The 21,893-nt window shown below is 61.3% G+C and carries 30 protein-coding genes; 20 read left to right on the top strand and 10 right to left on the bottom strand.

Annotation, left to right across the window (positions count from 1 at the left end; translation table 11 throughout):
• Positions 1 to 7 precede the first annotated feature (7 nt).
• From rpsE to rplQ, 11 genes are read left to right on the top strand one after another with little or no spacing between them, the layout of a single operon-like run.
• Positions 8 to 520 carry a 30S ribosomal protein S5 gene (gene rpsE / locus C556_RS0112145; protein WP_018748529.1) on the top strand — a complete coding sequence of 171 codons (513 nt, stop codon included), beginning with the start codon at positions 8 to 10 and terminating at the stop codon, positions 518 to 520.
• Positions 520 to 705: a 50S ribosomal protein L30 gene (gene rpmD, locus C556_RS0112140; protein ID WP_018748528.1), complete on the top strand. Its 186-nt coding sequence runs from the start codon at positions 520 to 522 to the stop codon at positions 703 to 705. The genes rpsE and rpmD overlap by 1 nt, the downstream gene beginning before the upstream one ends.
• 1 nt (position 706) lies before the next feature.
• On the top strand, positions 707 to 1,147 hold the full coding sequence (gene rplO, locus C556_RS0112135) for a 50S ribosomal protein L15 (RefSeq protein WP_018748527.1): 441 nt from the start codon (positions 707 to 709) through the stop codon (positions 1,145 to 1,147).
• 40 nt (positions 1,148 to 1,187) lie between these two features.
• A complete protein-coding gene (gene secY, locus C556_RS0112130; protein ID WP_018748526.1) occupies positions 1,188 to 2,483 on the top strand; it encodes a preprotein translocase subunit SecY in 1,296 nt (431 codons plus the stop codon).
• A 20-nt stretch (positions 2,484 to 2,503) separates the two neighbouring features.
• Positions 2,504 to 2,722 (top strand): translation initiation factor IF-1, encoded by a 219-nt coding sequence (gene infA / locus C556_RS0112125; RefSeq protein WP_018748525.1) that lies wholly within the window; start codon positions 2,504 to 2,506, stop codon positions 2,720 to 2,722.
• 37 nt (positions 2,723 to 2,759) lie between these two features.
• On the top strand, positions 2,760 to 2,873 hold the full coding sequence (rpmJ, locus tag C556_RS0112120; RefSeq protein ID WP_018748524.1) for a 50S ribosomal protein L36: 114 nt from the start codon (positions 2,760 to 2,762) through the stop codon (positions 2,871 to 2,873).
• A 60-nt stretch (positions 2,874 to 2,933) separates the two neighbouring features.
• Positions 2,934 to 3,296, top strand: a complete 363-nt coding sequence (rpsM, locus tag C556_RS0112115; RefSeq protein WP_018748523.1) for a 30S ribosomal protein S13 — start codon at positions 2,934 to 2,936, stop codon at positions 3,294 to 3,296.
• 30 nt (positions 3,297 to 3,326) lie between these two features.
• The gene (gene rpsK / locus C556_RS0112110; protein WP_018748522.1) at positions 3,327 to 3,719 is read left to right on the top strand and encodes a 30S ribosomal protein S11; all 393 of its coding nucleotides are present in this window, start codon (positions 3,327 to 3,329) and stop codon (positions 3,717 to 3,719) included.
• 14 nt (positions 3,720 to 3,733) lie between these two features.
• Positions 3,734 to 4,354 (top strand): 30S ribosomal protein S4, encoded by a 621-nt coding sequence (gene rpsD, locus C556_RS0112105; RefSeq protein ID WP_018748521.1) that lies wholly within the window; start codon positions 3,734 to 3,736, stop codon positions 4,352 to 4,354.
• Between the two features lie 35 nt (positions 4,355 to 4,389).
• Complete coding sequence (locus C556_RS0112100) at positions 4,390 to 5,373, top strand: DNA-directed RNA polymerase subunit alpha (RefSeq protein ID WP_026263043.1); 984 nt, start codon at positions 4,390 to 4,392, stop codon at positions 5,371 to 5,373.
• A gap of 24 nt (positions 5,374 to 5,397) precedes the next feature.
• On the top strand, positions 5,398 to 5,793 hold the full coding sequence (gene rplQ / locus C556_RS0112095; RefSeq protein WP_018748519.1) for a 50S ribosomal protein L17: 396 nt from the start codon (positions 5,398 to 5,400) through the stop codon (positions 5,791 to 5,793).
• 67 nt (positions 5,794 to 5,860) lie between these two features.
• Here the strand turns inward: rplQ and C556_RS20235 are convergent, their stop codons facing one another.
• Complete coding sequence (locus C556_RS20235; protein ID WP_018748518.1) at positions 5,861 to 6,745, bottom strand: HDOD domain-containing protein; 885 nt, start codon at positions 6,743 to 6,745, stop codon at positions 5,861 to 5,863.
• A 37-nt stretch (positions 6,746 to 6,782) separates the two neighbouring features.
• On the opposite strand from C556_RS20235, the gene C556_RS0112085 reads away from it, so the two are divergent.
• Positions 6,783 to 7,616, top strand: coding sequence for a symmetrical bis(5'-nucleosyl)-tetraphosphatase (locus C556_RS0112085; protein WP_245559246.1), 834 nt, complete (start codon positions 6,783 to 6,785; stop codon positions 7,614 to 7,616).
• Here the strand turns inward: C556_RS0112085 and C556_RS20230 are convergent.
• From C556_RS20230 to C556_RS0112040, 9 genes are all read right to left on the bottom strand, one after another.
• The gene (locus tag C556_RS20230) at positions 7,595 to 8,368 is read right to left on the bottom strand and encodes a lysophospholipid acyltransferase family protein (RefSeq protein WP_018748516.1); all 774 of its coding nucleotides are present in this window, start codon (positions 8,366 to 8,368) and stop codon (positions 7,595 to 7,597) included. The two genes, C556_RS0112085 and C556_RS20230, sit on opposite strands and share 22 nt — an antisense overlap.
• Positions 8,369 to 8,468: 100 nt before the next feature.
• On the bottom strand, positions 8,469 to 9,221 hold the full coding sequence (locus C556_RS0112075) for a GNAT family N-acetyltransferase (protein WP_018748515.1): 753 nt from the start codon (positions 9,219 to 9,221) through the stop codon (positions 8,469 to 8,471).
• A 137-nt stretch (positions 9,222 to 9,358) separates the two neighbouring features.
• The gene (locus C556_RS22290; protein WP_245559245.1) at positions 9,359 to 9,547 is read right to left on the bottom strand and encodes a DNA gyrase inhibitor YacG; all 189 of its coding nucleotides are present in this window, start codon (positions 9,545 to 9,547) and stop codon (positions 9,359 to 9,361) included.
• Entirely contained in the window at positions 9,544 to 10,302 is a 759-nt protein-coding gene (gene zapD / locus C556_RS0112065) for a cell division protein ZapD (RefSeq protein WP_018748514.1), read from the bottom strand. The genes C556_RS22290 and zapD overlap by 4 nt, the downstream gene beginning before the upstream one ends.
• A gap of 76 nt (positions 10,303 to 10,378) precedes the next feature.
• Positions 10,379 to 10,984, bottom strand: a complete 606-nt coding sequence (gene coaE / locus C556_RS0112060; RefSeq protein WP_018748513.1) for a dephospho-CoA kinase — start codon at positions 10,982 to 10,984, stop codon at positions 10,379 to 10,381.
• Positions 10,985 to 10,988: 4 nt separating this feature from the next.
• Complete coding sequence (locus tag C556_RS0112055; RefSeq protein WP_018748512.1) at positions 10,989 to 11,855, bottom strand: prepilin peptidase; 867 nt, start codon at positions 11,853 to 11,855, stop codon at positions 10,989 to 10,991.
• On the bottom strand, positions 11,855 to 13,093 hold the full coding sequence (locus C556_RS0112050; protein ID WP_018748511.1) for a type II secretion system F family protein: 1,239 nt from the start codon (positions 13,091 to 13,093) through the stop codon (positions 11,855 to 11,857). Before C556_RS0112050 ends, C556_RS0112055 begins: the two co-directional genes overlap by 1 nt.
• 16 nt (positions 13,094 to 13,109) lie before the next feature.
• Positions 13,110 to 14,816, bottom strand: a complete 1,707-nt coding sequence (gene pilB / locus C556_RS0112045) for a type IV-A pilus assembly ATPase PilB (RefSeq protein WP_040431135.1) — start codon at positions 14,814 to 14,816, stop codon at positions 13,110 to 13,112.
• A gap of 261 nt (positions 14,817 to 15,077) precedes the next feature.
• Positions 15,078 to 15,761 carry a cytochrome C assembly family protein gene (locus C556_RS0112040; protein WP_245559247.1) on the bottom strand — a complete coding sequence of 228 codons (684 nt, stop codon included), beginning with the start codon at positions 15,759 to 15,761 and terminating at the stop codon, positions 15,078 to 15,080.
• Positions 15,762 to 15,963: 202 nt separating this feature from the next.
• On the opposite strand from C556_RS0112040, the gene ffh reads away from it, so the two are divergent.
• The 8 genes from ffh to C556_RS0112000 all read left to right on the top strand — a co-directional run bounded on the left by ffh (position 15,964) and on the right by C556_RS0112000 (position 21,833).
• Complete coding sequence (gene ffh, locus C556_RS0112035) at positions 15,964 to 17,313, top strand: signal recognition particle protein (RefSeq protein WP_018748508.1); 1,350 nt, start codon at positions 15,964 to 15,966, stop codon at positions 17,311 to 17,313.
• Positions 17,314 to 17,420: 107 nt separating this feature from the next.
• Positions 17,421 to 17,672 carry a 30S ribosomal protein S16 gene (rpsP, locus tag C556_RS0112030; protein ID WP_018748507.1) on the top strand — a complete coding sequence of 84 codons (252 nt, stop codon included), beginning with the start codon at positions 17,421 to 17,423 and terminating at the stop codon, positions 17,670 to 17,672.
• Positions 17,673 to 17,738: 66 nt separating this feature from the next.
• Positions 17,739 to 18,221 carry a ribosome maturation factor RimM gene (rimM, locus tag C556_RS0112025; RefSeq protein WP_018748506.1) on the top strand — a complete coding sequence of 161 codons (483 nt, stop codon included), beginning with the start codon at positions 17,739 to 17,741 and terminating at the stop codon, positions 18,219 to 18,221.
• Positions 18,221 to 19,036 carry a tRNA (guanosine(37)-N1)-methyltransferase TrmD gene (gene trmD, locus C556_RS0112020; RefSeq protein ID WP_018748505.1) on the top strand — a complete coding sequence of 272 codons (816 nt, stop codon included), beginning with the start codon at positions 18,221 to 18,223 and terminating at the stop codon, positions 19,034 to 19,036. Before rimM ends, trmD begins: the two co-directional genes overlap by 1 nt.
• Before the next feature lie 7 nt (positions 19,037 to 19,043).
• A complete protein-coding gene (rplS, locus tag C556_RS0112015; RefSeq protein ID WP_018748504.1) occupies positions 19,044 to 19,424 on the top strand; it encodes a 50S ribosomal protein L19 in 381 nt (126 codons plus the stop codon).
• An 83-nt stretch (positions 19,425 to 19,507) separates the two neighbouring features.
• A complete protein-coding gene (locus C556_RS0112010) occupies positions 19,508 to 20,002 on the top strand; it encodes a methylated-DNA--[protein]-cysteine S-methyltransferase (protein ID WP_245559244.1) in 495 nt (164 codons plus the stop codon).
• Positions 19,999 to 20,907, top strand: a complete 909-nt coding sequence (gene xerD / locus C556_RS0112005; protein ID WP_018748502.1) for a site-specific tyrosine recombinase XerD — start codon at positions 19,999 to 20,001, stop codon at positions 20,905 to 20,907. Before C556_RS0112010 ends, xerD begins: the two co-directional genes overlap by 4 nt.
• 80 nt (positions 20,908 to 20,987) lie before the next feature.
• A complete protein-coding gene (locus tag C556_RS0112000; RefSeq protein WP_018748501.1) occupies positions 20,988 to 21,833 on the top strand; it encodes a mechanosensitive ion channel family protein in 846 nt (281 codons plus the stop codon).
• Positions 21,834 to 21,893: the final 60 nt, after the last annotated feature.

The raw sequence follows: 21,893 nt of genomic DNA, 5'->3' as shown, positions 1-21,893 counted from the left end.
TGATCAAATGGCTAGGAACGAAGTAGAAGATCGCGGCGACGGCCTTCGCGAGAAAATGGTGAGCGTGAATCGCGTCACCAAGGTCGTGAAGGGTGGTCGTATTCTCGGCTTCGCCGCACTGACCGTGGTCGGTGATGGCGACGGTGGCGTCGGCATGGGCAAGGGCAAGGCGAAGGAAGTCCCGGTCGCCGTGCAGAAGGCTCTGGACGAAGCCCGCCGCAAGCTGTTCAAGGCGCCGCTGAAGAATGGCACCGTGCCGCATGCGGTGGTTGGTCGCCATGGCGCCACCACCGTGTTCATGCAGCCCGCCCCGGATGGTACCGGCATCATCGCCGGCGGCCCGATGCGCGCCGTGTTCGAAGTGGCTGGCGTGCACAACGTCAGCGCCAAGATCCATGGCTCGACCAATCCGTACAACGTGGTTCGCGCCACGCTGGACGGCCTGGCTCGCCTGCAAACGGCCGGCGATATCGCTGCCAAGCGTGGCAAGACGGTCGAAGAAATTCTGGGAGACGCGTAATGAGCGAAACCAAGAAACTCAAGGTCACGCTCGTCAAGAGCCTGATCGGGCGTCTGGAATCGCACCAGGCGTGCGCGCGCGGCCTCGGTCTGCGGAAGCTGAACAGCTCCGCCGAAGTGATCGACACCCCGGCCAACCGCGGCATGATCAACAAGATCAGCTACCTGCTGAAGGTGGAGGGCTAACATGTCTCTCGTACTGAACAACCTGAAGCCCGCCGAAGGCTCGACCCACGCCAAGAAGCGCGTCGGTCGCGGTATCGGCTCCGGCCTGGGCAAGACCGCTGGCCGTGGCCACAAGGGTCAAAAGTCCCGCGCCGGCGGTTTCCACAAGGTTGGTTTCGAAGGCGGCCAAATGCCGCTGCAACGCCGTTTGCCGAAGCGTGGCTTCGTCTCGCTGGCCAAGGGCAAGAGCGCCGAGGTTCGTCTGTCGGACCTGAACGCTCTGCCGGTCAACGAGATCGACTACGCTGTGCTGCTGCAAGCCGGTGTCATCGGCCAGCATGCTCACGCGGTCAAGGTCATCCTGGCCGGCAAGATCGAACGCGCCATCACCCTGAAGGGCCTGTCGGCCACCAAGGGCGCGCGCGCCGCGATCGAAGCCGCCGGTGGCAGCATCGTCGAGTAACCGAGCTCAAGGCAGAGGCAGCAACGTGGCAAATCCCGCTATGGCTTCCGCAGGCAGCAAGTTCGCGGATCTGAAGAAGCGAATCTGGTTCCTGATCGGTGCATTGATCGTGTACCGCATCGGGGCGCATATCCCCGTGCCGGGCATCAACCCGGTGGAACTGGCAAAGCTGTTCAATTCCTCGCAAACCGGCCTGCTGAACATGTTCAACATGTTCTCGGGCGGTGCGCTGTCCCGCTTCACCGTGTTTGCGATCGGGATCATGCCGTATATCTCGGCATCGATCATCATGCAACTCGGCTCCGAAGTGTTTCCCTCGCTCAAGCAATTGAAGAAGGAAGGGGAGGCCGGCCGACGCAAGATCACGCAGTACACGCGTTATGCCACGGTGCTGCTGGCTACAGCGCAAAGCTTCGGCATTGCGATGATGCTGTTCAAGCAGCCCAACCTGGTACTGATGTCGCAGGGCATGTTCGTCTTCACCACGGTGGTGACGTTGGTGACCGGCACCATGTTCCTGATGTGGCTGGGCGAGCAGATCACCGAACGCGGTATCGGCAACGGGATCTCGATCCTGATCTGTGCCGGTATCGCCGCCGGCGTGCCCAGCGCCATCGGCAAGACGCTGTCACTGGTACAGGCCGGCAGCCTGCACGAAATCCTGGCGCTGTTCCTGGCCGTGGGTGTGGTGCTGCTGACCGCTGCCGTGGTGTTCGTCGAGCGTGGCCAGCGCAAGGTGCCAGTGCAGTATGCCAAGCGCCAGGTCGGCAATCGCGTGATGCAGGCCCAGAGCACGCATCTGCCGCTGAAGATCAACATGGCGGGCGTGATCCCGCCGATCTTCGCCTCGTCGATCATCCTGTTCCCGGCCACGTTGCTGTCCTGGACGGGCAACAGCGAGAAGCTGGGCTGGCTGAAGGCCATCGGTGACACCCTGCATCCGGGCCAGCCCGTGTATGTGTTGCTGTACGCCGCTGCCATCATCTTCTTCTGCTACTTCTATACCGCCCTGGTGTTCAATCCCCGGGAAACCGCGGACAACCTGAAGAAGAGCGGGGCGATGATTCCGGGGTACCGTCCTGGGGAGCATACCGCGCGCTACATCGAGAAGCTGATCCTGAAGCTCACGCTGATCGGGGCGGTGTACATCACCGTGATTTGCCTGATTCCTGAATTCCTGATCCTGAAGTGGAACGTCCCCTTCTATTTCGGCGGCACCTCGCTGCTGATTCTGGTGGTGGTGACCATGGACTTCATGGCGCAGATGCAGTCCTACGTGCTGTCGCATCAGTACGAGAGCCTGCTGAAGAAGGCAAACTTCAAGGGCGCGGCCTAAGCCGGACTGAATCGACGAACATGGCGAAAGAAGACGTTATTCAGATGCAGGGCGAAGTCCTGGAAACGCTCCCCAACGCGACGTTCCGGGTCAAGCTTGAAAACGGACATGTGGTCCTTGGTCATATCTCCGGCAAGATGCGAATGCACTATATCCGCATCCTCCCGGGCGATAAGGTTACGGTGGAACTCACCCCTTATGACCTGACCAAGGCTCGCATCGTATTCCGGACGAAGTGATTCGACGGAAGCTCACTTTAGATGAAAGGACCAGACGATGAGAGTTCAAGCATCGGTCAAGAAAATCTGCCGCAACTGCAAGATCATCCGCCGCAATCGCGTGGTGCGCGTGATCTGCACGGACCCGCGGCACAAGCAGCGCCAAGGCTGATTGAGTGAATCAGCTCCGGTTGCTATAATCCGCAACTTTTTGAACCTGGGGTAAAGAAGTATGGCCCGTATTGCTGGGGTTAACATCCCTAATCATCAGCATACTGTGATCGGCCTTCAGGCAATCTACGGCATCGGCCGCACTCGTGCGATCGCTGTCTGCGCTGCCACCGGCATCGAGCCGGCCAAGAAGGTCAAGGATCTCAGTGAAGCTGAGCTGGACAAGCTGCGTGAAGAAGTCGGCAAGTACGTCGTCGAAGGTGATCTGCGCCGCGAAGTTACGATGAGCATCAAGCGTCTGATGGACCTTGGCTGCTATCGCGGCTTCCGCCATCGCAAGGGCCTTCCGGTGCGCGGCCAACGCACGCGTACCAATGCGCGCACTCGCAAGGGCCCGCGCAAGCCTATCGCCGGCAAGAAATAATCGCCGCAGCGTAAATTAAGGATTTAAAGAATGGCTAAAGCAAACACAGTGCGTGTACGGAAGAAAGTCAAAAAGAGCGTGTCGGAAGGCATCGTGCATGTGCACGCTTCCTTCAACAACACGATCATTACCATCACCGATCGCCAAGGCAATGCACTTTCTTGGGCTACCTCGGGCGGTGCTGGTTTTAAGGGCTCTCGGAAAAGTACACCCTTCGCTGCCCAGGTGGCCGCGGAGCACGCTGGTAAAGTTGCCCAAGAATATGGTGTGAAGAACCTTGAAGTTCGTATCAAGGGTCCTGGTCCGGGTCGTGAGTCGGCGGTGCGTGCTCTGAACGCCCTCGGCTTCAAGATCACCAGCATTTCGGATGTGACGCCGGTGCCGCACAACGGCTGCCGTCCTCCGAAAAAGCGTCGTATCTAATCCCGGAGTAGAACATGGCTCGTTATATTGGACCCAAGTGCAAACTCGCACGTCGCGAAGGCACGGATCTTTTCCTCAAGAGCGCACGTCGTTCCCTCGACAGCAAGTGCAAGCTGGAGCAAGCCCCAGGCCAGCATGGCGCGAAGAACACCCGTCTGTCCGACTACGGCGTTCACCTGCGCGAAAAGCAGAAGATCCGTCGCATCTACGGCGTGCTGGAACGTCAGTTCCGCCGCTATTTCGAAGAGGCTGCCCGTCGCAAGGGCTCGACCGGTGAAAACCTGTTGAAGCTGCTCGAGTCGCGCCTGGACAACGTCGTCTATCGCATGGGCTTTGCCTCCACTCGCGCCGAAGCGCGCCAGCTGGTGTCGCACAAGGCCGTGGTGGTGAACGGCAACGTGGTGAACATCCCCTCTTTCCAGGTGAAGACCGGCGACGCCGTGTCGGTGCGTGAAAAGGCCAAGAAGCAAGTGCGCATCCAAGAAGCGCTCTCGCTGGCCGAAGGCATCGGTTTCCCGAACTGGGTGCAGGTCGACAGCAAGAAGATGGAAGGCGTGTTCAAGAACGCGCCGGAGCGTTCCGATCTTTCCAGCGACATCAACGAGTCGCTGGTCGTGGAATTCTACTCCAAGTAATTAGCTGCCCCGGAAAGGCCAAGGGATACTGATACATGCAAAACCTCGCTAATGAGTTGCTCAAGCCGCGCATCATCGACGTGCAGGCTCAATCTGCCGCCCAAGCCCGGGTGGTGATGGAGCCGTTCGAGCGCGGTTACGGCCATACGCTCGGTAACGCCCTGCGCCGCATCCTGCTGTCTTCGATGCCCGGGTTCGCGCCTACCGAGGTGAAGATCGAGGGTGTCGTCCATGAATACAGCGCGCTGGATGGCGTGCAGGAAGACGTGGTCGACATCCTGCTGAATCTCAAGGGGGTCGTGCTCAAGCTGCACGGCCGCGAAGCCGTGGCGCTGACCCTGACCAAGGATGGACAGGGCGTGGTCAAGGCTGGCGATATCCAGGTGCCGCATGACGTGGAAGTGGTCAATCCCGACCACGTCATCGCCCACCTGTCCGCCGGCGGCAAGCTGAACATGGAAATCAAGGTGGAGAAGGGGCGCGGCTACCAACCGGCGCCCGCCCGTGCCAACCGCGACGAGTCGCGGAGCATCGGTACCATCCAGCTGGATGCCTCGTTCAGCCCGATCCGTCGCGTCAGCTACGCCGTCGAAAGTGCCCGCGTCGAGCAGCGTACCGACCTGGACCGCCTGATTCTCGAAATCGAGACCAACGGCGTGTTGACCCCGGAAGATGCCGTGCGGCAAGCCGCGCGCATCCTGGTGGATCAGTTGTCGGTGTTTGCCGATCTGGAAGGTACGCCGGTCGAGGAAGAGAAGCCGGCAGCGCCGCAGATCGACCCGATCCTGCTGCGCCCGGTGGACGATCTCGAGTTGACGGTGCGTTCGGCCAACTGCTTGAAGGCGGAAAACATCTACTACATCGGCGATCTGATCCAGCGCACCGAGACCGAGCTTCTCAAGGCGCCGAACCTGGGCCGCAAGTCCTTGAACGAAATCAAGGAAGTGCTCGCCTCGAAGGGCCTCAGCCTGGGCATGCGCCTCGAAAACTGGCCGCCGGCCGGCTTGGACAAGCCGTGATCGGCAAGGTAAAGGAACTGACAAATGCGTCACCGTTTAGCCAATCGTAAACTCAATCGTACGTCCAGCCATCGTCAGGCGCTGCTGCGCAACCTGGCGAACGCGCTGCTGCGTCACGAAGTCATCAAGACCACGCTGCCGAAGGCCAAGGAACTGCGCCGCGTCGCCGAGCCGCTGATCACCCTGGGCAAGGCTCCGTCGCTGGCCAACCGTCGTCTGGCGTTCGACCGCACCCGCGATCGCGAGATCGTGGTGAAGCTGTTCGACGTGTTGGGCCCGCGCTATGCGGCCCGCAACGGCGGCTACCTGCGTATTCTGAAGTGCGGCTTCCGTGCCGGCGACAACGCCCCGATGGCGTTGGTCGAGCTGGTGGACCGTCCGGAAGAGGCGGAAGTGGTGGAAGGCAACGACGCCGAATAAGCGTGGTTGCTCCAGACAAAAGGCCAGCGATTGCTGGCCTTTTGTTTTGGTACATCCGATACGTGGATCAAGGCCTGGGGCGCAGTGCCATCGGCGGCAGTGTTTCGTACCAGTGCCATTCCCTACCTGCCTTGAGCGCGACATTCCTGACCAGCGCATAGGCTTCGTCCGGATCGATGGAGACCAGTTCGGAAACCGCCTGATAATCGTCCGGCAGTGCCGCGTTATCCCAGCCGCGGTAAAGGTGCCGGGACAACGCCGTGGCAACAATCACCGTCCGCACTCGCGGCTCGTTCAAGTAACGTTCATCCATCAGGTGCGCCAGCAGCGTGGGCAGGTGCCAGCGCTGGACCAGCGCCAGTTGAAGATCGAACAGTGTGTGGCCCAGTACTTCCCGCTGGGCGTCGCGCGTGCGCAGATCAGGCTGAGCCTGCTGCAGGGTCTCGATCTCGGATGCGAGTTGCGGTGCGATCAGCCACAGGAGGATCTCGACGGTGTCATGCAGCAGGCTCGCCGTGGCCACCTCCTCGGGGTCGATGTCGCGTCGCATGCCGGCCATCGCTTCCGCGAATTGGGCCGCCAACCCGGCGCGGGCAAGGATGCGTCGCACATTGGCGAGTGCGATCGGTGCGTTGTGCAGACGCGTTTCCACCGTGACGGCCTGGCCAAATTCGCGGATGAAGCCGCGCATGCCGATCATCATCAGCACGCGATCCACGGTGTTGACGTCGGTCACTTGCGACACATGCCGGTGCATCTGAAGGAAGCGGATGACCCGTAGCGTCATCAACGCATCGCGCCGGATCGGTCGGGCGATATCGCGGATGCTGATGTCGTCGACACGGCTTTGCAGGTCCTGGAGGCGGGCACACGTATACTGCAGCACCGGCAGCTCGCAGGCGGCCAAGCGATCGATCCAGACGTCGTAGGTGGGAAGGGCGCTGCGGAGCATATGCCACTCGAATTTGTAAGTTAATTCTTTATAGAGAATGAATCGTATGGCCCGCTATGCAATCGGTGATATCCAAGGGTGTGCTGACGAGCTGGACGATCTGCTGGCGCTCATTGGTTTTCGCGCCGGTTCGGACACTTTGTACCTGGTCGGCGACTTGGTGAACAGGGGGCCATCCTCGTTGGAGGTGCTGCGCTGGGCCCATGCCCATCAGGACAGCGTCTTCCCGGTGCTGGGCAACCACGACCTGCATCTGCTGGCCTGTTTCGCAGGCCACGCCAGTCCGCGTGGCGGGGACACCCTGGATGCGGTGCTCGCCGCGGCGGATGGGGCGGAGTTATGCGATTGGCTGAGGCGGCAACCGTTGATGCGGTCGCTGGGCGATATCGTGGTGGTCCACGCCGGCATCTGGCCGGGCTGGACGCTTGATCAGTTGGCAGACGCTTGCGGCGAAGTTCAGGCGGCGCTTGCCCGGTCCGCCTGGCAGCCGGCTTTGGCCGACATGTATGGCAACAAGCCCAGTCATTGGCTAGGCGCTACATCCGAGGCCGATCGGTGGCGCTTCACCATCAATGCCTGCACCCGCATGCGTTTCGTCGACGACGCGGGCGCCTTGCAGCTCAAGTACAAGGGAGAACTGGAACAGGCGCCGCCTGGGCTGGTGCCGTGGTTTGACTTCGGTAGACGATGCGCAACGCCAAGGGTGGTCTGCGGGCACTGGTCGGCATTGGGGCTGCTGGTGCGCCCGGATATCTGGGCGATCGATACCGGTTGTATCTGGGGTGGGCAGTTGACGGCAGTCTGTCTCGACGATGGTGAGATCGCCCAGGTGACGGCTCGCCGTGCGTATCAGGCGGTGGGCGAGGCCTGAAGGCCGTTGAGAGCTTCGTGCGCAGCCTTGATGCGCGTCTCCGCATAGCGCGTCAAGGTGCGGCGATCTTCGCCGTCCACGGCAAAGGGGGCCAGGAAGTTGATTTCCGCGACCAGCCCCTGCGCTCCCAGCAAACGCCACAGCGATTGGCTGAGCGACATCTCGTTGATGTATGCGGCGGCGTCGTTCCAGTTGCCGGCGGTGTCGACGTAACGCAGATAGATCGGCTGGATGGTGGCGTCGGAGTCGATCGCCGCCTGCAACAGGGAAGAACGGAAGGGCAGGATGCAGCGGCCGTCCGAGGTGGTGCCTTCCGGGAATACCGCAACGCAATGCCCTTCGCGCAGGGCATCGATCATGGCGTTGCTCACCCGTGCCGTATCGCGCTTGCGCTCCCTCTCGATGAACAAGGTTCCGGCTGCATGGCACAGGCTGCCTACCACCGGCCATCCCCTGATCTCCGATTTGGCGACGAAGCGGGACACCGTTTCCGTGTTCAGCACGAAGATGTCCAACCAGGAAATATGATTGGCGAGCAGCAGGTGATTGGGCGGATACAATCCGGGCACCACGCCCTGGACCCGGACAGTGATGCCCAGCTTCTTGGCCAGGGTGCGCGACCAGGCCTGAATCCGGCAAAGACGTGCGTTTTCGTCCATGCGCGGAAAGCGCCAGGTGGCAATGGCGATGCCCATGCCCAGATGGCACAGGACGCTGAAGAGGCGTTGCAGGCGAAGCCAGTGTCGATACATGGACGCAATCCGGCTGTCGCCGGCGGGCTGAGCGGAAACTAAAGACTCAGCGAGTTTAGCGACATCCCCCGAAACGGGCCATGTGCTTATTGCGTCGGCGTCAGCGCAGGAAATGCTTGGCATAGCGCGTCTCGATCCGCTGCATTGGCAGCAGAACGAAAAGATCGGCAGTGTTGAAGTCGGGATCCCAGGCCGGTTCGCCGCATACCAGCGCACCGGCGCGCAGGTAGCCTTTGATCAGGGGAGGCACCATGACGGGGATCTTCTGGTCGAGTGCTGCCAGGGGCAGCGGACAACGAGGGAAGACGCGCCACTCTACCGGCGCATAGGCGGCTTCGGCGATCTTCCGGTACAGGCTGGCCGCGTGATGCCCGCCGTCGGCCAGTGACATGCTGGCGCAGCCGATCAGATACTGGTACCCGTGGCGCTGCATGTACTCCGCGAGACCGGACCAGAGCAAGGCGATGGTGGCGCCGTTGCGATAGTCCGGGTGGACACACGAGCGGCCCACCTCGACGAACTGATTGCGCAGGTGTTGCAGGCGGGTAAGGTCGAACTCGGTGTCGGCGTAGTAGCTGCCCAGCTTGCGCGCCTGGTGCGGTGGCAGGATGCGGTAGGTGCCGACCACTTCGCCGGTTTCATCATCCTGCACCAGCAGGTGCTCGCAGTAGGCGTCGAACAGATCCTGATCCAGCCCTGGTTCGCGGCATTTGAGGGCTGCCCCCATTTCCTCGGCAAAGACCTTGTAGCGCAGGGCCTGCGCTGCGCGCAGATGACCCGGCGTCGAGGCGAACGCCAGGGAGAGCGGGCGTCTACGCTTTTCGGTACCAACGTTTTGCAGTTGCTGCAGCATTCATGTTCCTCCTGGGCGTCGGAACACAAATTAAGGCGGTCGGGTGAAAAAACGATGACGTTTGCTTGAACGCCGTGTGACACGAAGGGGGACGCTGCTACGCCGCTGTAGCGCCCGTCGGCTGGCGGATGCCGGGATCAGTCCAGCGGAGGCGGAAGCGGCGGTTCTTCGCCGGCATCGCTGCCCTCGATGCGGTACTTCTCTTCGGCCCACGAGGCCAAATCGTCGGTACGGCAGCGGGCGGAACAGAATGGGCGATACGGGTTGTCGGGCGAGAACGGCGTGAGTGTGCCGCACTTGGGACAAGGGACGAGGCGAGGTTTCACAGATTGCAGTAGCCGAGGCTGAAATCGATGTCGCCATCGACTACGCGTGGTCTTTCGCCACTGGTGGAGGGGTGGACGAAGCGGACGTTGATCGCGTAGCGGTTCGCGGAAAGCTCGGGCACGACCGGCAGGTCGCTGGGCAGCGTGACACGCAACATCTGGATCGTCTTGCCGCCGGACATCTGCTGGAAAGTACCTTGGTGCGCGGTGTAGTGGCTGACGCGGGCCGAGTCACGCAGCAGGCGCAGGACGATGTCGATGCCTTGCTTGATGGGGGTGAGCGGGCGAAACCAGCGATCGACCTCCGTCTGGCGGCGTTCCGCGGGCAATTGTTGCCAATAGTGGTACGAAGGCAGGTCGAACTCGCAGGCGCCACCGGGAATCGAAAGGCGTTGCTTGATGGTCATCAGCCATTCGTTTTCCCGCAGGTACTGGCCGAACTTGCCGGTCATGTCGAGCATGCGGGCGTGTACGGTTTCGATCTCGGCCAGCACGCCTTCGAGGGCGGCTTCGGAGATATGGGGATTGTTGCGCAGGGATGCCAGCGTTTGGCGCTGCCGCTCTAGTTCCTGCAACAGGTCGGACTTCAGGTCGGCCCTGCTGGCCACTTCCATGATTTCGAAGATGCCGAGCAGCGCGACATGGTGGTCCACCGCATCTGCCCGACCCGCGAACAACGCGGTGCGGTCATACAGGTGCTCCAGCCGCAGCAGGGTGCGGATGCGCTCGTTGATGGGGAACTCGTAGCTGATCACGGCAGGGCGGATACAAAAAGATACCCGATTTTGCAGCAATGGCGCCGGTTTGAAAACCCGTTACGTAAGGCTAGTTTCAATGGTCGTTGGCCCATTTCAAGTATCGATCATGACAAGCCTCGACTTGCCGCTGTAGCTCCGACAGCGAGCCATTGTTCTCCAGGATGTCGTCCGCGAGGGCAAGGCGCTTGGCTGGCGGTAGCTGACTGAGGATGATCCGTTCCGCAAGGCTACGATTTATCCCCGATCGTTGGAGAATACGCGCCAACTGTTGTTCCTGCGTGCAATTTACCACCAGCGAGCGGTCAACCAGCCCGCGAAACCCATCGGCTTCGAACAACAGCGGCACGACCAATAGAGCATAGGGGCCGTCACTCAGGCTTGCCAATTCCGTTTGGGCTGCTTTGCGAATCCTGGGATGAAAGATCGCATCCAGCCGAATACGGGCGGCCGGATCTTCGAAAATCCGTTCACGCATCCTGGCCCGATCCAGGGCGCCATCGGAGCCTAGATATTCCTTGCCGAATACTGCCGCGACGTCCTCCAAGGCGGGGGAGGGCGGAATGGACAACTGGTGGGCAATGAGGTCGGTGTCGACGACCGGCACGCCCAATTGTGCAAACAGTGCCGCCACCGTGGATTTGCCGCTGCCAATTCCACCTGTCAGGCCGACGACTTTCATCGGTTTACCAATGGGGAAAGATCAAATGTTGCAATGAAGCTCCCCAGATCAATACCAGCCAGCCGGCAACTGCCAGATAGGGCCCGAATGGCATCGGTTTGGAAAAGCCCCGGCGGGCAGCCCAGGCCAGTGCGATTCCGATGACGGCGCCGGCGACGGAAGACAACAGAATGACCAGAGGGAGCGCCTGCCAGCCAAACCACGCTCCGAGTGCCGCCAGCAACTTGAAATCGCCATAACCCATGCCTTCCTTGCCTGTCACCAATTTGAAGAGCCAATAAATGCTCCACAGCGACAGATAGCCGAATACCGCGCCTAATACTGCATCCTGCAAGGGGACGAATCCCCCCATCAGGTTGATCAGCAATCCCAGCCATACCAATGGCAGTGTGATCGAGTCGGGGAGCAGGTAGGTGTCGGCGTCGATGAAAAACAGCGCAATCAGCGCCCAGGTCAACGCCACGGCGCCGATACCAGGAAGGGTCGGCCCAAAATACCAGCCTACCGCGGCAGTGAGGATTGCAGTCAGCAACTCGACCGCAGGATAACGGAGGCTGATGGCGGCGCCACAACCTTTGCAGCGTCCCTTGAGCAGCAGATAACTCACGACTGGAATATTCTCGCTCGCGCGGATCGGCCGGCCACAGCTAGGGCACGCGGAGCGCGGAACCATCAGGTTATAGGCCGGACGCGGTATGGGCGTGGCTTCGTCCGGCTGATCGAGTGCCCGGCATTCCTGGCGGAATTCTGCCTCGATCATCCTGGGCAGGCGATGAATGACCACATTGAGAAAGCTGCCGACCAGCAGGCCCAGTACGAATAAAAACCCGCTGTAGAACAGCGGGTTTTCACCCAGCAATTGCCAGAACATCATCCGCCGATGGCCTCGCCCATTTTGAAGATAGGTAGGTACATTGCAATGACCAGACCGCCAATCAAAACGCCCAGAACCACCATGATGATCGGTTCCATCAGGCTTGAAAGTGCCTCGACCGCGTTATCCACTTCTTCTTCGTAGTAATCCGCAACCTTGCCCAGCATAGAGTCGAGCGAGCCGGACTCCTCGCCGATCGACGTCATCTGAAGCACCATATTTGGAAACACATTGGCATTCTGCATCGCCAATGTCAGGCTGGTCCCGGTAGCCACCTCCGTCTGGATTTTCTTGCTGGCCATGCGATAGATGTAGTTTCCCGAGGCGCCGCCGACCGATTCCAGAGACTCAACCAGAGGAACGCCGGCGGCAAACATGGTCGACAAGGTTCTCGCCCATCGAGCGATAGTGGCGTTCTTCATGATTTCCCCGATAACGGGAATTTTCAGGAGGAATCGGTCCATGGCAATTTGGACTGCTTCGGAACGTTTCCATATCTTCAGGAATAACCAAATGCCACCACCTATGCTGCCGAAGATAAGCCACCAATAATTGACAAAAAGATCCGATAAGGTAATGACAATTTGAGTCGGGGCAGGAAGGTCCGCGCCAAAGCTGGAGAACAGGTCCTTGAAAGCCGGAATGACGAAAATCATGATCACGGCAGTGATGACGAACGCCGCCACAATCACCGCCGTGGGGTAAAAGAGCGCCGACTTGATCTTCTTTTTGACGCCGAGGATCTTTTCCTTGTAGGTCGCGAGGCGGGCAAGGAGGGTGTCCAGAATACCGGCCTGCTCACCCGCCTGGATAAGGTTGCAATACAACGCATCGAAATAGGCGGGATGCTTGCGGAAGGCCTGGGTCATCGATGAGCCGGTTTCGATATCGGCCTTGATTTCCATGAGCAATTTGGTCATGGAAGGGTTGCCGTGCCCCTTGGCGACGATATCGAAGGCGGTCAGCAGGGGAACGCCGGATTTCAGCATCGTTGCCATCTGCCGGGTGAACATCGTGACGTCCTGATCGGTGATGCGGCGCCCGGTACGCAGGCGCTGCTTCTTGATCTTGGTGACATTGATGCCCTGGCGGCGCAAATGATTGCGCAGTACCGCCTCGCCACTGGCACGCATTTCCCCTTTGAGTACCTTGCCGCCGCGGTCCTTGCCTTCCCAGATAAAGGTGGATTCCTTCACCTTGTTTGCGGCTGCCGCTCGTGCTGCTGCTGTGGCCATCTGCGTCTTGCTCCCCTTATTCGTTGGTCACTGCCATGACTTCCTCAAGGGAAGTCAGCCCCTGCTTGACCTTGATGAGACCGGATTGACGCAGATCGCGCACGCCATCGAGGCGGGCTTGATCTGCGATATCCACGGCATTGCCATTTTTCATGATGATGCGGTTCATTTCGTCGGAAATCGGCATCACTTGATAGATGCCGACCCGGCCTTTGTAGCCGGTGCCCTTGCAGGCATCGCAGCCCACGGGGCGATAGGGTTGCCAACTACCGTCCAGGTCGGCCTCGCGATAGCCGGCGGCCAACAGCGCTTCCGGCGGGATATCGGCCGGGACCTTGCATTGCGAGCAGAGTCGACGCGCCAGGCGTTGCGCGGTGATCAGGATCACCGACGAAGCGATGTTGAAGGGCGCGACGCCCATGTTCAGCATCCGGGTCAGGGTGGTCGGCGCATCGTTGGTGTGCAGCGTCGAAAACACCATGTGGCCGGTCTGGGCCGCCTTGATCGCGATATCGGCGGTCTCCAGGTCGCGGATTTCACCGACCATGATGATGTCCGGATCCTGCCGCAGGAAGGCCTTGAGCGCGGCGGAGAACGTCAGCCCCGCCTTGTCGTTCACGTTGACCTGATTGATGCCCGGCAGGTTGATTTCGGCCGGGTCTTCCGCTGTCGAGATATTGATGCCGGGTTCGTTCAGGATATTCAGACAGGTGTAGAGCGACACGGTCTTGCCGGAGCCGGTGGGGCCCGTGACCAGGACCATGCCGTAGGGGCGATGAATGGCCTGTAGCAAGGATTCCTTCTGGTCCGGGTCGTAGCCCAGCGCATCGATGCCCAGCGTGGCCGAGGTCGGGTCCAGAATCCGGATACAGATCTTCTCGCCGTGCAGTGTCGGCAGGGTGGAGACCCGGAAGTCGATGGCGCGACTCTTGGATAGCACCAATTTCATCCGGCCATCTTGGGGAACACGCTTTTCGGAGATATCCAGCTTGGAGATCACCTTGATGCGCGAGGCCAGCTTCTCCTTGATGGCCAGCGGCGGTTGGGCGATCTCGCGCAACACGCCATCCTGGCGATAGCGGATGCGATAGAACTTTTCGTAGGGCTCGAAATGGATATCGGAAGCGCCGGCATTGATCGCGTCGAGCAATATCTTCTGCAGATATTTGACGACGGGTGCGTCGTCGACATCGGCATTGACGGTGTCCTGCTGTTCTTCTTCGCCGGTCCGGATGTCGAGATCCGCTTCGTCGACCGCCAGATCCTTCAGGCTGGCGCCCGATTGTTCGAACAGCTTGCCCATCAGCGCGGCGAGCTTGTTGTCCTCCACCACGATCGGCTCGACCTGCAGTCCGCTCTGGAAGCGGACTTCCTCCAGCCCTTGCAGATTGGTGATGTCCGAAATGCCGATGAACAGCTTGCTGCCGCGCTTGAACAGGGGGACCAGGCGATTGGCCTGCATCAGCTTGGGGTCGAGGACGCCGCTCGGGATGTAGCTGGTGTCGATCTGGTCCAGGTCGAACAACGGATAGCCAAAGGCCTGCGCCCCCAGTTCCGCGAGTTCCTTCGCGGAAATCTTGCGGCTACTGATCAGTTGTTCGATGAAGGTGGTCTTGTTGTTGTTCGCGGATTGCTGCAGGGCTTCCGCGTCGGATTCGACCAGCCGGCCGTGTTGCACCAATAAACGTGCAAGACCGGAAATAGGCACAGTGGTGGTCGACATGGCAGATGGCTATATGGCGCGCTTGAATTGAATGGTTGGCTTGGTCTTGGTGCGCGATGACAGATCAATTGGCCCCAAGGCTTTGAGCAGTCTAGCAAATGTCATCCCAGGATGGGCATCCCGTATGTAAGGCAGCATCGGCCTGACGATTGTTCACCTACTACCCAGGTATCGGCTTATGGGCTTGGTCGGAATTGGGCTGCTCTTGAGTGGTCGCCACCTTGCAGATGGCACGGAAAGCCTTACTGGATGCTCGATTGCTTACATCCGGTGCAGCAGGATCTCGAGAACGAAGCGTGAGCCGATATAACCTAGTAATAGCAGTGCAAACCCTAGCAGTGTCGCCCTGATCGCCGTTCGTCCCCGCCAACCGCGAAGCTTCCGCCCCAGCAGCAGCCCACCAAACACCAGCCAGGCAGCGATGGAGAGGACGATCTTGTGGTTGAACTGCAGGGCCTTGCCGAAGACCTCCTCGCTGAACAGTGCCCCGGTGCCCAGCGCCAGGCTCAGCCACGCGAAGCCCAGCGCCACGCAGGCGAACAGCAGCCGCTCCAGCGAGATCAACGGGGGAAGTTTCTGCACCAGCAGGTGTGCGTCCGCGTGGTGGAGGCGCCGATCGGCCAGATGCATCAGCATCGCCAGGCCGGCGGCGTTGGCGAACAGGCCGTAGGCCAGCATGGCGGCCAGGAAGTGCAGGCGGGACACTGCATTCTGCGGATAGGTCAGTGCGTGTCCCGGCGGAATCAGCAAGCTGATGCCGAGCAGGGCAATGACCAATGCCAGCAACGGCGGTTGCAGGCCATCCAGCCGGAAGGAAAGCTGCCCAACCAGGAAGACCAGCAGCGCGAGCCAGGCGGTCATCGACAACGCTTCGCCGGCGCCAAAGTGCAACGGTGGGACGGCCAGGGGCGGCCACAAGGCCAGACCGTGCAGGGCGAGTGCCACCAGCAGCAAGCCGCTTTCCAATCTGGGATGCGCAGGTGCGGCAGCGCTCAGGCGAGTTCGGCAGAACTGCCATCCGAGCAGAACATAGATAAGGAGTGCGATGAGGGCGAGCCAGGGCACGAGGATAGTGGGGTAAAATCGGCGAATCATTCAGTCTAACAGAGCGGGCGGCGCGCGGCGCCGCTCGGCCCAAGGATCCAGCATGCTCGAAAACCTCTCCGGTCGCCTCGGTGGTGTCGTCAAGACACTGCGTGGCAATGCCCGACTGACCGAAGCCAATATCCAGGATACGTTGCGCGAAGTGCGCATGGCGCTGCTGGAGGCGGATGTCGCGCTACCCGTGGTGAAGCAGTTCGTAGCCGACATCAAGGTACGCGCCCTGGGCCAGGAGGTGATCGGCAGCCTGACGCCGGGGCAGGCGCTGATCGGCGTGGTCTACGAAGAGCTGACCAAGCTGATGGGGGCTCAGAACGACGCGCTCAACCTGGCCGCGGTGCCTCCCGCGGTGGTGTTGATGGCGGGTCTGCAAGGGGCCGGCAAGACGACCACCTCCGGCAAGCTGGCCAAGCGGCTGAAGGAAGAGCAGCGCAAGAAGGTGCTGCTGGTTTCCACCGACGTCTACCGTCCGGCGGCCATCGAGCAGCTCAAGACGCTGGCCGAGCAACTCGAAATCGAGTGGTTCCCGTCCGACGTCAGCCAGAAGCCGGTGGATATCGCGCAGGCAGCGCTGGATTACGCCAAGCGCCATTTCCATGAGGTGCTGATCGTCGACACGGCCGGTCGACTGGCAATCGACGAAGCCATGATGGCCGAGATCAAGGCGCTGCACGCGGCGGTCAAGCCGGTGGAGACGCTGTTCGTCGTCGACGCCATGCAGGGGCAGGATGCCGTCAATACCGCGCAGGCGTTCAACGAGACCTTGCCGTTGACGGGGGTGGTGCTCACCAAGATGGATGGCGATGCCCGTGGCGGTGCTGCGCTGTCGGTGCGCCACATCACTGGCAAGCCCATCAAGTTCCTCGGGGTGGGGGAGAAGCTGACCGGGTTGGAGCCGTTCCACCCCGACCGGATGGCGAGCCGGATTCTCGGCATGGGCGACGTGCTGTCGCTGATCGAGGACGTGCAGAAGACGGTCGACGAGGCCGAAGCGCTGAAGATGATGAAGAAGGTGAAGTCCGGCAAGGGCTTCGACCTGGAGGACTTCAAGGCGCAGATCCAGCAGATGAAGAAGATGGGCGGGATGTCCGCATTGCTGGACAAGCTGCCCGGGATGGGGCAGCTGGGCGATATCGCCAACAGCCAGGCTTCGGACAAGGCCGTGGCGCGGATCGAGGGCATCATCAACTCGATGACGCCCGCCGAGCGGCGCAAGCCCGAGTTGCTCAAGGCCAGCCGCAAGCGGCGGATCGCGGCGGGGGCCGGCGTGAGCGTGCAGGAGGTCAACCGCCTGCTCAACCAGTTCGAGCAGACGCAGAAAATGATGAAGCAGTTCTCCAAGGGCGGCATGGCCAAGCTCATGCGGGGCATGAAGGGCATGCTGCCCGGCATGTGAGCCGCTTGCCGCCTTTCGCAAGTGTTTGTCGTGAAGGGCCTTGTGCTGGCTTGTGGAGTTCACCTACAATTGCGAGTTTCGCGTAAACCGATTCTGGGTACAAAACAATGGTTGTGATTCGTCTGACTCGTGGCGGCGCCAAGGACCGTCCGTTCTACAACATCGTCGTCACCGATTCGCGCAACCGTCGCGATGGTCGCTTCGTCGAGCGCCTGGGTTTCTACGACCCGCTCGCCAAGGAAGGCCAGGAAGGCGTCCGTTTCGCTCTCGACCGCGTGAACTACTGGGTTGGCGTTGGTGCCAAGCCGAGCGATGCGGTTGCTCGCCTGCTGAAGCAATACAAGCCGGCCGCCGCCTAAGCGACTGTGGCAAGCAAGGATATCGCCCCGTCCACACAAGCCGTCGTCCCCGAAGATCTGGTGACGATGGGTTATGTGAGCGGGGCTTTCGGTATTCGGGGCTGGGTCAACGTGGTTGCCGATACCGAGTTCGTCGACAGTCTATTCGACTACGACACCTGGTGGATCGGTCAGCCCGGTCAGTGGCGGGCCTATGCGCTCGACGAGGGCCAGGTGCAGCCCAAGAAGCTGGGCGCCAAGTTGGTCGGGGTCGATGACCGCGAGTTGGCGGTGGCGCTGAAGGGCTCGCTGATCGCGGTGCCGCGCAGTGCCATGCCCGAGCCGGCCGAGGGCGAGTACTACTGGGCCGACCTGATCGGGCATGCCGTGGTCAATACCCGTGGCGAAGCGCTCGGTGTGGTGGCGAAGCTGTTCGAGACCGGTGCCAACGATGTGCTGGTCGTGCAGGATGGGGCCAAGCAGCGCTTGCTGCCGTTCGTGAAGCAAGTGGTGCTCAAGGTGGACATGGCCGCCAAGTCGATCGAAGTCGACTGGGGCTTGGATTACTGATGGAACGGACAGGGCCGCTGCGTTTCGACGTGGTGAGCATCTTTCCCGAGATGTTCGAGGCAATTACCCGGCATGGCGTGACGCAGCGCGCACGTGAGCTGGGGATCTTCGAGCTGGAGACGTGGAACCCCCGCGACTTCACGCACGACAACTATCGCCGGGTCGATGACCGACCCTACGGTGGTGGCCCGGGCATGCTGATGTTGCCCGAACCGCTGGAGGACGCGATTGCCGCGGCCAAGGCCCGGCAGGCAGCGCAGAACGCGCGGCCCCGCGTGGTCTATCTGTCGCCGCAGGGCGCGCCGCTGACTCATGCCAAGGTGCTGGAACTGGCGGCGCTCGAGGGTCTGGTGCTGCTGTGCGGGCGCTACGAGGGCGTGGACGAGCGGGTGCTGGCGCGTCAGGTCGACGAGGAGATTTCCGTCGGCGATTACGTGCTGTCGGGCGGCGAGTTGCCGGCTATGGTGCTGATCGACGCAGTGGTGCGGCAATTGCCCGGTGTGCTCAACACCGCGGCGAGCGCCGAGGAAGATTCGTTTGTGGATGGGTTGCTGGATTGTCCGCATTACACCCGTCCCGAGGTTTACCGCGGCATGGCGGTCCCGGAGGTTCTGCTTTCGGGGAATCATGCCAACATCAGGCGCTGGCGTTTGAAGCAGGCGCTGGGGCGCACGTGGTTGCGTCGTCCCGAGTTGCTTGCTTCGCGTCGGCCTACAAAAGAGGAAGCTCGTCTTCTGGCCGAATTCCAGGCGGAACACCACGCTGAAGTGGGTTCTCACGCAAGTGCAGAAGGTACGTCTTCACAAACGGAGTAACAAAGCAATGAACCTGATCCAGCAACTGGAACAAGAAGAAATCGCCCGCCTGGGCAAGACCGTGCCCGAGTTCGCCCCTGGCGACACCGTGGTGGTGCAAGTGAAGGTCAAGGAAGGCAACCGCGAACGTCTGCAAGCCTATGAAGGCGTGGTCATCGCGAAGAAGAACCGCGGCCTGAACAGCGCCTTCACCGTGCGCAAGATCTCCGCCGGTACCGGCGTGGAACGTACCTTCCAGACCTACTCCCCGCTGGTCGCTTCCGTCGAAGTGAAGCGTCGTGGTGACGTGCGTCGCGCCAAGCTGTACTACCTCCGCGAGCGTTCGGGCAAGTCCGCGCGCATCAAGGAAAAGCTGCCGGCGCGCAAGGCTGTGCAAGCTGCTCAGTAATTCGGGGCGCTTTCTTGAAAACGCGGGCTTTGCCCGCGTTTTTTCGTTTAGGATCGACGGCTGGATCTTGTGAGGCGCGCGCCATGCCGTGGATGCACCCCATCGTTTATCAAGACTACGACGCCATCGTTCCCAGCCTGATCGGGCCGCTGGGCCTCTGTGCCACCGAGCAGTGGCTGGGGCTGATCGATTTCCTGCCGCCGGATGCCCCCTTGCATCCACCACAAACTCCGCTGCTGCGTGAGGTGGCGCGGCAGATCGCCGCCTATGGCGCCGATCCGGCGTTCCGCTTCGACTTGCCATACCGCCTGGAAGGCACGCCACACCAGCGCGCGGTATGGGAACGGATTGCCGCCATTCCGTTGGGCGAGATCGTGCGTTATGCCGAGATCGCCTGGCAGGTCGGATCCAGTGCGAGGGCGGTCGGTACCGCTTGCGGCCGTAATCCGTTGCCCATCGTCATTCCCTGCCACCGCGTGGTCGCCAAGCAGGGTCTGGGTGGCTTCAACGCCAACCGCAATGGGGTCGACTGGGGGCCGCTCAAGTACAAGCTGCTGGTTCACGAAGGCGTACTGTGAACCCCTTGCTGGAGGCCTCGCTGCGAGTGGTCGACGACTTCATCGACCAAGTGTGGCTGGGCGATGGCTTGGCGGCCAATACCGCCGACAGCTATCGTCGCGATCTGGCCATCTGGGCGGATTGGCTGGCCGGCGAGGGCAAGCCGGTGCTGGCAGCCGATCGGGACGACATCCAGGCGTTCCTGGCCCGCCAGGCGCGCGACGTCAAGGCTTCCACCCTGGCGCGGCGCCTGGCCAGCCTGCGCAAGTTCTATCGTCATTGGCGTCAGGCTGAGCGGATCGCCGATGATCCGACCGAGCTGCTGACATCGCCTCGCCGGGTACGACCGCTGCCCAAGGGACTGGAGGAAGCGCAGGTCGAGGCGTTGTTGGCTGCGCCGGATCTCGGCACTGCCGGTGGTGTGCGCGACCGGGCCATGCTGGAACTGATGTATGCGACCGGTTTGCGCGTATCGGAACTGGTGGGCTTGCCAATGGAGCGGCTCTACCTCACCGAGGGCTTCGTGCAGGTGGTCGGTGGCAAGGGCGGCAAGCAGCGGGTAGTGCCGATGGGCGACGAGGCCGCGCACTGGTTGACGCGCTACCTGACCGAATCGCGTCCCGTGCTGTGTGCCGGCAAGGCTGCGCCCACCCTGTTCGTCAATCAGCGTGGCGAGCCGCTGACGCGCCAGGGGGCCTGGTTCATCATCAAGGGCTACGCCACTCAGGCCAGCATCGCGGCGGAAAAGTTATCGCCGCACGTCCTGCGTCATGCGTTCGCGACCCACTTGCTCAACCACGGGGCCGACCTGCGCGTGGTGCAGATGCTGCTTGGTCATACCGACATCGGTACCACCCAGATCTATACCCACGTGGCGACCGCTCGCCTGCAAGCGTTGCACAAGTCGCACCATCCTCGCGGCTGAACCGATACTTACCAGTCATATTTCTTCTGCTAGCTTGAATGGGTCACATCAACCCGACTCATGCACTACAGGAGCACACAATGGACAAGGACGTGGTATCGCAGGGCGTGGAAACGGTCAGCCGTTTCCAGACGGTGATCGTGGATTACCTCACGCTGTTCGGGGTGAAGATCCTTGCCGCCATCGCTTTCTGGGTGGTGGGCCGTTGGCTGATCGGCGTCGCGGTGAGCCTGGTCCGACGCTCGCTGGAGCGGCAGCACGTCGATCCCACGGTGCTGCGCTACGTGGGATCGATCATCACCGTGACACTCAACGTGTTGCTGGTGATCGGCATCCTGGGCTATTTCGGCATCCAGACCACCACCTTTGCTGCCTTGATCGCGGCCGCCGGCGTGGCGATCGGGATGGCGTGGTCCGGTTTGCTGGCCAACTTCGCCGCCGGCGCGTTCCTGATCGTGTTGCGGCCGTTCAAGGTGGGGGATTTCGTCGGCGTGGCCGGGCAGCTGGGCACCGTGACGGAGATCGGCCTGTTCTCCACCACCATCAACACGCCCGACAACGTGCTGACCATCGTCGGCAACAACAAGATCTTCTCCGACACCATCCAGAACTACACGGCCAACCCGTTCCGTCGCGTCGATCTGAAAGCGCAGTTGGCCGGCAGCACCGATCATCGCGCGGCGATCGCCTTGCTGAAGGAGAAGATCGCGGCGATTCCCAATGTGCTGGCCGATCCGCCGGTGGAGGTCGAGATCGTCGAATTCACCCTGGTCGGGCCGGTGTTGGCGGTGCGTCCGTACTGCCACAACGACCATTACTGGCAGGTGTACTTCGAAACCAACCGGGTGATCAGGGAAAGCTTCGGCGAGGCTGGATTCAGCGCGCCGATGCCTGCCCAGACGGTGATCGTGCAGCAGGCCCAGTAATCGTGGCGAACCTGCGATAAAAAAAGCCCCGGCAGCGCCGGGGCTTTTTGATGGATCAGG

Origin of the sequence: Chitiniphilus shinanonensis DSM 23277 (assembly GCF_000374805.1) — a bacterium.
In the GTDB taxonomy this organism is placed as follows: Bacteria; Pseudomonadota; Gammaproteobacteria; order Burkholderiales; family Chitinibacteraceae; genus Chitiniphilus; species Chitiniphilus shinanonensis.
The sequence above is the reverse complement of the archived record's forward strand: the minus strand, read 5'-3'. Positions and strand labels throughout refer to the sequence as shown.

Bases quoted from the DNA above. Each gene is read 5' to 3' on its own strand.
- C556_RS0112010 (WP_245559244.1), top strand. From the start codon at position 19,508: ATGCCGTGGATGCACCCCATCGTTTATCAAGACTACGACGCCATCGTT.
- rpmJ (WP_018748524.1), top strand. From the start codon at position 2,760: ATGAGAGTTCAAGCATCGGTCAAGAAAATCTGCCGCAACTGCAAGATC.
- rpsM (WP_018748523.1), top strand. From the start codon at position 2,934: ATGGCCCGTATTGCTGGGGTTAACATCCCTAATCATCAGCATACTGTG.
- C556_RS0112100 (WP_026263043.1), top strand. From the start codon at position 4,390: ATGCAAAACCTCGCTAATGAGTTGCTCAAGCCGCGCATCATCGACGTG.
- secY (WP_018748526.1), top strand. From the start codon at position 1,188: ATGGCTTCCGCAGGCAGCAAGTTCGCGGATCTGAAGAAGCGAATCTGG.
- C556_RS0112000 (WP_018748501.1), top strand. From the start codon at position 20,988: ATGGACAAGGACGTGGTATCGCAGGGCGTGGAAACGGTCAGCCGTTTC.
- C556_RS0112075 (WP_018748515.1), bottom strand. From the start codon at position 9,221: ATGCTGCAGCAACTGCAAAACGTTGGTACCGAAAAGCGTAGACGCCCG.
- ffh (WP_018748508.1), top strand. From the start codon at position 15,964: ATGCTCGAAAACCTCTCCGGTCGCCTCGGTGGTGTCGTCAAGACACTG.
- C556_RS20230 (WP_018748516.1), bottom strand. From the start codon at position 8,368: ATGTATCGACACTGGCTTCGCCTGCAACGCCTCTTCAGCGTCCTGTGC.
- trmD (WP_018748505.1), top strand. From the start codon at position 18,221: ATGGAACGGACAGGGCCGCTGCGTTTCGACGTGGTGAGCATCTTTCCC.
- rpsP (WP_018748507.1), top strand. From the start codon at position 17,421: ATGGTTGTGATTCGTCTGACTCGTGGCGGCGCCAAGGACCGTCCGTTC.
- rimM (WP_018748506.1), top strand. From the start codon at position 17,739: ATGGGTTATGTGAGCGGGGCTTTCGGTATTCGGGGCTGGGTCAACGTG.
- C556_RS0112085 (WP_245559246.1), top strand. From the start codon at position 6,783: ATGAATCGTATGGCCCGCTATGCAATCGGTGATATCCAAGGGTGTGCT.
- rpsD (WP_018748521.1), top strand. From the start codon at position 3,734: ATGGCTCGTTATATTGGACCCAAGTGCAAACTCGCACGTCGCGAAGGC.
- C556_RS0112055 (WP_018748512.1), bottom strand. From the start codon at position 11,855: ATGTTCTGGCAATTGCTGGGTGAAAACCCGCTGTTCTACAGCGGGTTT.
- rplS (WP_018748504.1), top strand. From the start codon at position 19,044: ATGAACCTGATCCAGCAACTGGAACAAGAAGAAATCGCCCGCCTGGGC.
- rpsE (WP_018748529.1), top strand. From the start codon at position 8: ATGGCTAGGAACGAAGTAGAAGATCGCGGCGACGGCCTTCGCGAGAAA.
- C556_RS20235 (WP_018748518.1), bottom strand. From the start codon at position 6,745: ATGCTCCGCAGCGCCCTTCCCACCTACGACGTCTGGATCGATCGCTTG.
- coaE (WP_018748513.1), bottom strand. From the start codon at position 10,984: ATGAAAGTCGTCGGCCTGACAGGTGGAATTGGCAGCGGCAAATCCACG.
- rplO (WP_018748527.1), top strand. From the start codon at position 707: ATGTCTCTCGTACTGAACAACCTGAAGCCCGCCGAAGGCTCGACCCAC.
- rpsK (WP_018748522.1), top strand. From the start codon at position 3,327: ATGGCTAAAGCAAACACAGTGCGTGTACGGAAGAAAGTCAAAAAGAGC.
- rplQ (WP_018748519.1), top strand. From the start codon at position 5,398: ATGCGTCACCGTTTAGCCAATCGTAAACTCAATCGTACGTCCAGCCAT.
- rpmD (WP_018748528.1), top strand. From the start codon at position 520: ATGAGCGAAACCAAGAAACTCAAGGTCACGCTCGTCAAGAGCCTGATC.
- infA (WP_018748525.1), top strand. From the start codon at position 2,504: ATGGCGAAAGAAGACGTTATTCAGATGCAGGGCGAAGTCCTGGAAACG.
- pilB (WP_040431135.1), bottom strand. From the start codon at position 14,816: ATGTCGACCACCACTGTGCCTATTTCCGGTCTTGCACGTTTATTGGTG.
- C556_RS0112050 (WP_018748511.1), bottom strand. From the start codon at position 13,093: ATGGCCACAGCAGCAGCACGAGCGGCAGCCGCAAACAAGGTGAAGGAA.